Annotated in this window: 13 protein-coding genes; 10 read left to right on the plus strand and 3 right to left on the minus strand. The window is 41.5% G+C overall.

The window, feature by feature from the left end; translation table 11 throughout:
* From QX565_RS07610 to QX565_RS07640, 7 genes are all read left to right on the plus strand, one after another.
* Positions 1–862 (plus strand): S1 RNA-binding domain-containing protein (locus QX565_RS07610; RefSeq protein WP_289292264.1); only part of this gene is annotated, 862 nt, incomplete at its 5' end.
* A 159-nt stretch (positions 863–1,021) separates the two neighbouring features.
* Positions 1,022–1,936: a ribonuclease Z gene (locus QX565_RS07615; RefSeq protein WP_221651343.1), complete on the plus strand. Its 915-nt coding sequence runs from the start codon at positions 1,022–1,024 to the stop codon at positions 1,934–1,936.
* Between the two features lie 81 nt (positions 1,937–2,017).
* On the plus strand, positions 2,018–2,329 hold the full coding sequence (locus QX565_RS07620) for a T9SS type A sorting domain-containing protein (protein WP_195570293.1): 312 nt from the start codon (positions 2,018–2,020) through the stop codon (positions 2,327–2,329).
* A gap of 8 nt (positions 2,330–2,337) precedes the next feature.
* Positions 2,338–4,128, plus strand: a complete 1,791-nt coding sequence (locus QX565_RS07625; protein ID WP_289292267.1) for a L,D-transpeptidase family protein — start codon at positions 2,338–2,340, stop codon at positions 4,126–4,128.
* 28 nt (positions 4,129–4,156) lie between these two features.
* Positions 4,157–4,708, plus strand: a complete 552-nt coding sequence (locus QX565_RS07630) for an RNA polymerase sigma factor (protein WP_007484381.1) — start codon at positions 4,157–4,159, stop codon at positions 4,706–4,708.
* Positions 4,709–4,725: 17 nt separating this feature from the next.
* Complete coding sequence (locus QX565_RS07635; protein WP_289292271.1) at positions 4,726–5,133, plus strand: hypothetical protein; 408 nt, start codon at positions 4,726–4,728, stop codon at positions 5,131–5,133.
* Between the two features lie 25 nt (positions 5,134–5,158).
* Positions 5,159–5,605, plus strand: coding sequence for a hypothetical protein (locus tag QX565_RS07640; RefSeq protein ID WP_221651340.1), 447 nt, complete (start codon positions 5,159–5,161; stop codon positions 5,603–5,605).
* Positions 5,606–5,689: 84 nt separating this feature from the next.
* On the opposite strand, the gene mazG is transcribed toward QX565_RS07640, so the two are convergent.
* Positions 5,690–6,475, minus strand: a complete 786-nt coding sequence (gene mazG / locus QX565_RS07645; RefSeq protein ID WP_221651354.1) for a nucleoside triphosphate pyrophosphohydrolase — start codon at positions 6,473–6,475, stop codon at positions 5,690–5,692.
* Between the two features lie 201 nt (positions 6,476–6,676).
* On the opposite strand from mazG, the gene QX565_RS07650 reads away from it, so the two are divergent.
* Positions 6,677–7,561, plus strand: a complete 885-nt coding sequence (locus QX565_RS07650) for an NAD(P)-dependent oxidoreductase (RefSeq protein WP_221651339.1) — start codon at positions 6,677–6,679, stop codon at positions 7,559–7,561.
* Here QX565_RS07650 and QX565_RS07655 read toward each other — a convergent pair.
* Positions 7,544–8,332 (minus strand): aspartate dehydrogenase domain-containing protein, encoded by a 789-nt coding sequence (locus QX565_RS07655; RefSeq protein WP_221651338.1) that lies wholly within the window; start codon positions 8,330–8,332, stop codon positions 7,544–7,546. The genes QX565_RS07650 and QX565_RS07655 overlap by 18 nt on opposite strands.
* A 62-nt stretch (positions 8,333–8,394) precedes the next feature.
* Positions 8,395–9,447, minus strand: a complete 1,053-nt coding sequence (locus tag QX565_RS07660) for a DUF3810 domain-containing protein (protein WP_289292274.1) — start codon at positions 9,445–9,447, stop codon at positions 8,395–8,397.
* A 123-nt stretch (positions 9,448–9,570) separates the two neighbouring features.
* On the opposite strand from QX565_RS07660, the gene QX565_RS07665 reads away from it, so the two are divergent.
* Together QX565_RS07665 and QX565_RS07670 are read left to right on the plus strand one after the other, a co-directional pair.
* Positions 9,571–10,212: a hypothetical protein gene (locus QX565_RS07665; RefSeq protein ID WP_195350247.1), complete on the plus strand. Its 642-nt coding sequence runs from the start codon at positions 9,571–9,573 to the stop codon at positions 10,210–10,212.
* Positions 10,213–10,272: 60 nt separating this feature from the next.
* Positions 10,273–10,655: class I tRNA ligase family protein (locus QX565_RS07670; RefSeq protein ID WP_289292277.1), on the plus strand; the 383-nt coding region annotated here is incomplete at its 3' end.

Genomic DNA, 10,655 nt, shown 5'->3' on the forward strand with positions numbered 1-10,655 from the left:
CGGTGCATTCATTGAAATTGCTGCCGGTGTTGAAGGGCTGATCCACGTATCTGAAATGTCATGGTCACAGCACCTGCGTTCTGCTCAGGACTTCATGAAAGTGGGCGACGAAGTAGAAGCTGTTGTATTGACTCTGGACCGTGAAGAACGTAAGATGTCTTTGGGTATCAAACAACTGAAACAAGATCCATGGGAAACTATCGAAGAAAAGTATCCTGTAGGTTCTAAGCATACTGCAAAAGTTCGTAACTTCACTAACTTCGGTGTATTTGTAGAAATCGAAGAAGGTGTTGACGGATTGATCCACATCTCTGACCTGTCTTGGACTAAGAAGGTAAAACACCCATCAGAATTTACTCAGATTGGTGCTGATATCGAAGTTCAGGTATTGGAAATCGACAAAGAAAACCGTCGTTTGAGCCTTGGTCACAAACAACTCGAAGAAAATCCTTGGGATGTATTCGAAACAGTATTTACTGTAGGTTCAGTACACGAAGGAACAATCATCGAAATGTTGGATAAGGGCGCTGTAGTTGCTCTGCCTTATGGTGTTGAAGGCTTCGCTACTCCGAAACACCTTGTTAAGGAAGATGGTTCACAGGCTCAGTTGGACGAGAAACTTGAGTTCAAGGTAATCGAATTCAACAAGGATGCTAAGAGAATCATTCTGTCTCACAGCCGTATCTTTGAAGATGTTGCTAAGGCAGAAGAAAGAGCTGAAAAGAAAGCTGCTTCTAATGCAAAGAAGACTTCTGCTAAGAAAGAAGATGCTCCGATGATTCAGAATCAGGCTGCTTCTACAACTCTGGGTGACATCGATGCTTTGGCTGCTTTGAAAGAACAGTTGGAAGGTAAGAATTAATTCGATTAATTCTATAATATTTTTAGAAAGGGTATCAGTTCGCTGATACCCTTTTTCTTTTTATCTTTGCATCAAAACGAAAATAAGCTGCATCCTGGCATAAAAAATGAACAGGTTCATTTTATTCTGCTCTCGGTTTGCATTATCTTTGTCTCTGTTATGGAGAAATTTGAATTACATATATTGGGCTGTGGCTCTGCGTTGCCTACTACACGGCATTTTGCGACTTCACAGGTAGTGAACCTGCGTGACAAACTTTTTATGATAGATTGTGGCGAAGGGTCACAGATGCAACTTCGTAAATCCCGGTTGAAGTTTTCCCGGTTGAATCACATCTTTATTTCTCATTTGCATGGCGATCATTGTTTTGGCCTGATGGGGCTTATTTCTACTTTCGGATTGTTAGGACGTACGGCAGAACTCCATATTCATTCTCCTAAAGGGTTGGAAGAATTGTTTTCTCCGCTACTGGCCTTTTTCTGTAAGAACATGAGTTATCAGGTTGTTTTTCATGAATTTGATACGAAAGAGCCTGTGTTGATCTATGAAGATCGTTCCATGACTGTTACGACAATTCCTTTACAACACCGCATTCCTTGCTGCGGTTTCCTGTTTGCTGAGAAACCTCGTCCCAATCACATCATCAGGGAGATGGTTGATTTCTATCAGGTACCGGTCTACGAACTAAACCGCATTAAGAACGGGGCTGATTTTGTAACTCCGGAAGGAGAAGTGATAGCCAATGATCGTCTCACACGCCCTTCTGAGCCCGTTCGAAAATATGCTTATTGTTCTGATACTATCTATCGGAAAGAGATAGCCCGTCAGATTGCCGGTGTTGATCTCCTGTTTCATGAAGCTACATTTGCTCAGACTGATTTGCCCAGAGCCAAAGAGACATTTCATACTACTGCTTCTCAGGCAGCCCGGCTCGCTCTGGATGCAGGAGTAAAGCAACTTGTCATCGGGCACTTTTCGGCACGTTATGAGAATGAACAGGTCTTGCTGGAAGAAGCCGCTGCTGTTTTTCCAAATACTATCCTGGCTAAGGAGAACCTCTGCATCAATCTGTGACAACTTTCAGGCGTAAAGTTTGTTTTATAGGGAGGAACAACGTATATTTGTACTGAATAAACAGAATCGGATACATACCAGATGAAAAGGTTATTTTTCTACTTTTTCTTTGCTCTGACTCTCCTGCCTTTTTCCACAATGACGGCGCAGGAAGGGCGTAAAGCGGAAACTGTTCAGAGTGAGCAGTCTTCTCTTACATTGACTGTGTCCGGTACTACAGTGCGCGTTCAGAATGCTACCCCTGGTTCTTTGATGGAAGTATACAATATTCTTGGAGTGAAGGTCACCTCAGTGCGTATTGATACAGTTGATAAATCAGTGACTTTAAATCTTCCGAAGGGATATTATATCTTTAAAATAGGTGATATAGTGAGGAAAGTAGTAATAAAATAAAGAGATGGATGATGAAGCGGATCGTATTAAGCTTTCTTATTCTACTCGTGGTGGTATCTGCCTGTAAGGAAGAGAAACCAAAATCTCCGGTTGTTCTTTCCCTGTCCTCTTTTCATGAATTAGTTCATCCTGCATATTTAATAAATTCTGATAGTATACGTCAATACGTCCGTATAAATTTGTCAAATACTAATGATACTATGGCCTGGGACTCGGCTATGGTGAGTTATTATGCAGCAGATAGTGCAGCATTGTTTTGGATGAAAGATGGCGTAGGGCAATATGCCGATTCGCTCCTTTACTGGTTAGAGAATTCTCATCGGCATGGATTAAATCCGGCACTTTTTAATGTCTCTGATATACGAACCGATCTGGAACGTTTCCGTTCTCTGCAGTTGCATGAAGACGAAACGATCAATCATCTACTGGCACGTTTGGAATACGGGTTGACAAGCTCTTACCTGTTTTATACCTGTGGACTTAAATATGGTTTTATTTCTCCAGTACAACTTCTGAATAATCAGGAAGAGGATGTTAAGAAAAAGAGTGATACTGAAAAACAGAAAGAACCTTACCCCATTCCTTTGAAGGAGTATAGTAAAGAGTTTGCTCTGGAGGCTTTGGCTTCTTTGAGGCAGAATCCTTTTGCTGCTTTTCGCCAGGCTCAGCCCACTTCTCCCTTCTATCTCAGTATGCAGAAAGAATTAGCACGCTTGGATTCTCTAGGAGAGGCCGAATTTGAAGAAATTCCGCTTATTGGTGATACTTTACTGAAAGTGGGAGAGAGGCATCGTATCATACCATTGATTGCCGGTAGATTGATGCAAACCGGAGAACTGAAACAACAATTCTCAGGTGATACATTGACTTCTGCTTTACTGGAGGCGGTAAATCAATTCCGTTTAACGAACCGCCTGTCTGCAGACAATTCTATAGGGACTTATACCATCCGTTATCTCAATCGCCCTCTTACTTACTATAAGGATCATTTGCTGATCAATCTGGAGCGAGCCCGCTGGCAATATAAACCCGAAAAAGGTTCTAAATATGTGATCGGTAATATAGCTGCCTTTATGTTACAGGCTTTTAATGAGGAGGTCGATTCGATTCTTGAGATGCGTATTTGCTGTGGTTCAGTAAGAAATAAAACTCCTTTGCTTTACAGTAAGATTTACTACATGGAGTTGAATCCTTATTGGAATGTTCCCCAAAATATAATACGTAAGGAGATTATTCCGTCTTATCGTCGCGATACTACTTACTTCACCCGAAACCGGATGAAAGTATATGATAAGAATGGAAACCGGGTAAATCCTCATGATATAAAATGGGCTAAATATACAGCAGGCGTACCGTTTACTGTAAAGCAGGACAACAAAGAAGGCAATTCTTTAGGGCGAATTATTTTCCGTTTCCCCAATCCGTATGCTGTCTATCTGCACGATACTCCTTCCCGTTGGGCCTTTAACCGTTCCAATCGTGCGGTAAGTCATGGTTGTGTAAGGTTGGAGAGAGCGTTGGACTTTGCCTTTTTCTTATTGGAAAAGCCGGACGAACTGTTGGAAGATCGCATTCGTATTGCCATGGACATAGCTCCGAAGAGCGATGAAGGCAAAAAACTGAACCGGAGCGAAGCATACCGGGAACTTAAGCATTATAGTCTGAAGGAAGCTATCCCTCTGTTCCTGGATTATCAAACCATGTATCTGGCTGCCGATGGCAAGCTCAGTTACTGTGATGATATTTACAAATATGATGACCCTTTGCTTGAAGCATTGAATAAATTGAACCATAAATAAGCATAACATACAGAATACTAATAACCTTATGAATTCTTATAAAGAACGAGAGGTTTTAAGGCTCCTTCAGGACGAAGGTACACAACGAAAAGGATTTGAAATGATTGTGTCGCAATATAGCGAACAATTATATTGGCAGATTCGCCGGATGGTACTTTCTCATGATGACGCAAATGACCTTCTTCAAAATACGTTTGTCAAGGCATGGATGAACATCGACTATTTCCGGGCAGAAGCGAAGCTATCTACCTGGCTTTATCGCATTGCCCTGAACGAATGTATTACTTTTCTGAATAAGCAGCGCGCTATGAATACCGTAGCCATCGACGATCCGGAAGCCGCTGTCGTTGAGAGGCTGGAAAGTGATCCTTACTTCTCCGGTGATCAGGCACAGCTTATGTTGCAAAAAGCCTTATTGTCACTGCCGGAGAAACAACGCATGGTTTTCAATCTGAAATACTACCAGGAGATGAAGTATGAAGAGATGTCGGAGATCTTTGGTACCTCTGTGGGAGCATTGAAAGCATCCTATCATCATGCAGTGAAGAAAATCGAAAAGTTTTTGGAAGGTGTTGATTAAACCTTTTAAATCATTAAATGTCTAAGAAAAAGAGAGGAGAAGATTATATGAAAGAAGAAGATGAAATATTGAAGAAAGTAGGTACAGGCAATGCCTTTAAGGTGCCTGATGGATACTTTGAGAATCTTACTTCAGAAGTGATGAACAAGCTTCCCGAAAAGGAAAAATCTGCCTTTGAAGTGAAAAAAACGACGAAGTGGGACAAAATTAAGCCATTGGCTTATATGGCGGCAATGTTTGTCGGAGCTGCATTTATTATTCGTATTGCATCGGTAAACTATAAACCTGAGGCTACAGAAATGGCTGTGATGGAGACGGTAGAGGTTGATAGTGATTCTGATGAGTATATTAATGCTGTGCTCGAAGGTTCGATGATGGACGATTATTCATTGTATGTATATCTCACTGATGCCAGTGTGGAATAAAATAAATTAAACTGATTTTATAAAAATGAAAAGACTGATTATTCTGCTGTTTATCATTTGCGGCTTTACTCCTTTGTTGTGGGCTATGGATGGGTGCAACCAACAACGTCTGTCACCGGAAGAATTCCGTGCCAAGCAGAAGGCATTCATTATTGAGAAAGCTGGTTTGAACAAAGAAGAAGCAGCAAAGTTCTTTCCTGTATACTTTGAGCTTCAGGATAAAAAGAAAGCGTTGAATGATAAGGCTTGGGGGTTACTTCGTAAAGGAAAAGATGATAAAACGACAGAGGCTCAGTATGCTGAAATTCTGAAAGGTGTATATGATGCCCGTTCAGCTTCGGACAAGCTGGAAAGAGATTATTACGAGAAATTCAAGAAAATCTTATCGAATAAGAAAATTTATATGGTGCAGAAAGCCGAAATGCGTTTTCACAGGGAACTGCTGAAAAATGCAAACCGAAAAGATAAATAACCCTTATTTAGTTGAGAGTTAAAAGTTGAAAGTTACTATGTGGCATAACAGCGCAGCTAACTTTCAACTTTCAATTTTCAACTTTTACCTCTCAAGCTTTTTTGCTTCGTTCCAGATACGGTCCATTTCCTCGAGTGACATGTCTTTAAGGCTTTTACCCTCTTTGATCGTGTGTTCTTCCAGATAATTGAATCGACGGATAAACTTCTGATTCGTAAGCTCCAGTGCATTATCCGGGTTGATTTTGTATAAGCGGGCAGCATTGATAAGACTGAACATTACATCGCCGAATTCTGCTTCCGCTTTGACCTTGTCCATATTGGCTACCTCTTCCTGAAATTCTGCAATTTCTTCTTTTACTTTATCCCACACCTGTTCTTTTTCTTCCCAATCGAAACCTACATTCCGGGCTTTGTCTTGTATACGATAAGCTTTTATTAAAGAGGGCAGGGCGGATGGTACGCCACTAAGCACCGTTTTATTGCCGTCTTTCTCCTTTAATTTCAATTGTTCCCAGTTCTCAGAAACTTGTCCGGCGGTTTCGGCTTTTACTTCTCCGAATACATGAGGATGACGGAAGATTAATTTCTCACAGAGCTTGTCACATACATCCTTTATGTCAAAGTCTCCTGTTTCCGAACCTATCTTGGCATAAAAAGCCACGTGCAGCAGCACATCTCCCAACTCTTTACAGATATCCTTCTTATCATCGCGCATCAGAGCGTCACAGAGTTCATAAGTCTCCTCAATCGTATTAGGGCGTAAACTTTCATTAGTCTGTTTACGATCCCACGGGCATTTTACGCGTAACTCGTCCAATATGTCCAGGAAGCGGCCGAAGGCTTCCATTTGTTCTTTTCTTGAATGCATCTTTTCTTTTATATAAGAAATATTAGAGTCTATATAATTTCTTGCAAAGATAGAGAAATTCGAGGCAAAGTATTCTTCTTTTAGTTTGTTTTGTTTCATTTGTGCTTTAGGCTGGTTTATGCAGGAACTGCCAAAGAATATGGTGTGACGAGCCTTTATAAGGCCATTTTTTATTAACTTTACCGCTAAAATTTTAAGACTATGTTTCATAAACTTGTAGCGATAGAACCGGTAAGCCTGGTTCCTTCAGCAGAAAAAGCATTGCATTCTTTTGCAAATGAAGTTATTATGTATTCCGATATACCGGAGGGAGATGATGAAGTTGCAGCCCGTATTGGTGATGCCGATGCTGTACTTTTAAGTTATACTTCCCGGATAAACCGGTATACATTGGAGAAATGCCCTAATGTTAAGTATATCGGCATGTGTTGTTCACTCTATTCTCCGGAAAGTGCTAATGTAGATATTCGTTATGCCAACCAACAGGGGATTACGGTAACGGGTATCCGCGATTATGGTGATGAAGGAGTGGTAGAGTATGTGATTAGTGAACTGGTACGTTGTTTGCATGGATTCGGGCAGGAACCATGGGATGGTATGGCACGTGAGATTACCGGATTGAAGGTTGGTGTTGTGGGGCTTGGTAAGTCCGGTGGCATGATAGCAGATGCATTGAATTTTCTGGGTGCTGATATTGCTTATTATGCCCGCAGTGAGAAAAAGGAAGCTGCAGCCAAAGGATATCGTTTCATGCCGTTAAATGAGCTTCTTACTCAGAGCGAAGTAGTTTTTTGTTGTCTCAACAAAAATACAGTTCTATTACATGATGCTGAATTCAAAGCGCTTGGAAACAAAAAGATATTGTTCAATACCGGCTTATCACCGGCATGGGATGAATCTGCCTTTGCACAATGGCTCGAAGGAGATAATCTTTGTTTTTGTGATACGGTAGGTGCATTGGGAGGCACACAGTATCTCAATCATCCGCATGTGCGTTGTATGCAGGTATCAACAGGGCGCACCCGCCAGGCGTTTGACCGCCTGAGCGAGAAAGTGCTTGCCAATCTGTCAGAATACAATGGGTGAGGTTATATTGATCAGGGTGTTCACTACAGACCACCCTGCAATATCGGACGTAGCGCTGTACACCTCTACTACAGCATGTACCTGATCATTTTTTATTTCAACCTTTTGAGTATCTCCCACGAATCCGGGGGTGGATTGTATGGATACCTGCATATTCTCCGGACCAACAGAGGCCAGTGAGGCAGCAACTGCTACATTGACTTTGGTTGGAAACATACCTATTGCTTCTGTTGCATTTCCGGAAAAGACGATGCGTTGCTCTGTCTGTAAAGTTTCATCGTATACGGCCGTACCTTTCAATGCATTCGGACCTTTCTCGTTGAAGAAACGGGCAGAAGCATTTCCCATTAAGAAAGCAGTCCTTAAAACATCAAATCCTCCGGTAGCTCCGGATACAGGGTATACACGTGTACCATTCTCCCTGGCTGTTTTCTTCACTTCCTCATAAAAGGTGGTATCTGCCAAAGCACCGATAGACAAGGTGATGATGGAAGTACCGTTTTTTAACGCAGGCAAAGCAAGTGCTTTCATAGCACTGGGAGAAGCTGACTCCACAAGATAGTCGGGTTTCAAACCGAGCAGCTCTTCCAGAGTAGCACAGGCGGCACAGGGTTTTCCATACTGCTGCATTTTAGTTACAATACGTTCGGCTTTTGATGCCGTACGCGAATAAACACCTACCAGATCATAATCGGGTAATAATCCATTGACAACTGCATCCGCAACGATTTCAGCAAGTCGTCCACATCCTACAATTACTAATTTTTTCATACGGCAAAGATACAGCTTTTAAGCATATAATCTATAATGTATATATCTACCTGTTTGTTGATTTATCGTTTTTCGGTTTGGTAATCCCGGTATGAGATTAAGAGTCCTACTACTTTCGAATAGTTTTTGCGTCCGCTTTCTATTTTGTTTCCTTTGAGGTAAAGGTCGTATATCCAGTCTTGGATATTGCCAACCAGAGGACTGTATTTCGCCATCCAGTATTCCTGATTAGAGCGGGCAAGTTCAATGATTTCCGGTCGGATACGTTTGAATAGTTCATTGTATTCTTCTTCTGTCATGAGTCGGCGTGCATTGCCCAGAATATGACTCAGGACAGAGAAATAACCACTGAAACGGATACTTTCCACTTGCGAACGTGTACATACCTGATATGCATAAAAGTTGGCTTCGGCTTCGCTGGTGATGCCCAGCAAATGGGCAAGTTCATGCGTATATGTTGCCGGATACTGGGAAGGGAGTAAATCGCCGTTCAGCGTGAATTCACAAAAGAAAGGTCCCATACTGCCACTCACACCAACCATCGATATGAATGGAGTGAATAGCATTGTTTTTACTTTGGGCGAATCAGATGGAGGTAGATGTACGCCTAATGTATCACTGATTTGCCGGTATCCTTTGACTGCTTCCCGACAGATAATATCCTTGTTTATTTCTGTAACAGGGACATAAGAATCATTCAGATGTTCAATGTATTCGTCCACAAATGCTTTGAATTTATCGGGGGTATAGGCAACATAGGGAATGTTTGTACGTTCGTAAAAGTTCTTTTGCGAATAATTCAGCCCCCATGCAAGGTAAAACCATACATATACCCACAAAAGATATTCACCGTCACGTAATAAAATCTTTTTCCAGGGATATTTTTTTATCCGTCCGTAAATAGGATAGAGGATGACACCGGTAATACTGAGAAATATGAATAAATCGCCTATGGCAAAAGGAAACAAACGTGAGAACGAAGACAGACAAAACGAAATAACCGGGTATACGGACCGGGCATAGCCCTCACCCATCGCCGGAATAAGCTGAGTGGTCCAGATAAGTAACAGGAGAGTTTCCAGAATGATATAGCGTATCTTTTGTTTTCGCTTCATAGTCAAATTTCTTTTATAGGACAAAAATATGTATTAATTGAATGCCGTGCAGAAAATTACCTCTATATTTGCGAAATTTCTGTTAATAAACAAATTTATATATCAATAACACACACATTGATTATGGCTAATACAGAGGGAATAGAAAGCTATTGTCGCAATTGCGTATCACGTGATTTCGTGATGGGACGTGGACTCGTCTGTAAACGTACGGGAACATTACCGGACTTTGAAGATGCTTGTGAAAATTTTCAAAAAGATGAAGAATTGGAAAAGATAGCACCCACTCCGGATCCGGAAATATTTTCTGCAGTGCTGAGCAGAGAGCAGCTACTGGCAGAAGAAAATCTTCCGAAGGCGGTATTGTGGGGAACGGGGGCTTGTCTTTTAGGAGCTGTTGCCTGGGGATTGGTTTCTGTTTCCACTGGCTATCAGATTGGCTATATGGCTATTGGTATCGGTTTCATTGTTGGATTGGCTATGCGCAGGGGAAAGGGAGTGCGTCCTGTTTTCGGAATCATTGGAGCAGCTCTGGCTTTGTTGAGTTGCATTTTAGGAGATTTCTTTTCTATTATAGGCTATGTAGCTAAAGAATATAGTTTATCTTATATGGAGGCACTGGCGGAAACAGATTTTAAAGCAGTATTCTCGGTAATGGCCGAAAATATAGTTTCTGCTACTGCTCTATTTTACGGAATAGCACTTTACGAAGGCTATAAACTCTCTTTCCGTGTACAGAAACAGCCGGAGAGTGGTAAGATTTGAATTTAAATTATTAATTTTGCATCCATTATTCGCAATAAATTAAACATATAGAAATATAACATGGAATTAGCAAGTAAGTACAATCCCGCTGACGTGGAGGGAAAGTGGTACCAGTATTGGTTGGATCACAAATTATTTAGTTCAAAACCCGATGGTCGTGAACCTTACACCATCGTCATTCCTCCTCCTAACGTCACTGGTGTGTTACACATGGGACACATGCTTAATAATACCATTCAGGATATTCTTGTTCGCCGTGCCCGTATGGAAGGTAAAAATGCCTGTTGGGTACCGGGAACAGATCATGCCTCTATTGCAACTGAAGCCAAGGTGGTAAACAGACTTGCAGCGGAAGGAATCAAAAAGACGGATCTGACCCGTGACGAATTTCTCAAACATGCCTGGGCATGGACCGAAGAGCACGGTGGTATTATCCTGAAACA

It is taken from the genome of Bacteroides sp. 41_26 (genome assembly GCF_949740115.1).
Classification (GTDB): Bacteria; Bacteroidota; Bacteroidia; order Bacteroidales; family Bacteroidaceae; genus Bacteroides; species Bacteroides nordii.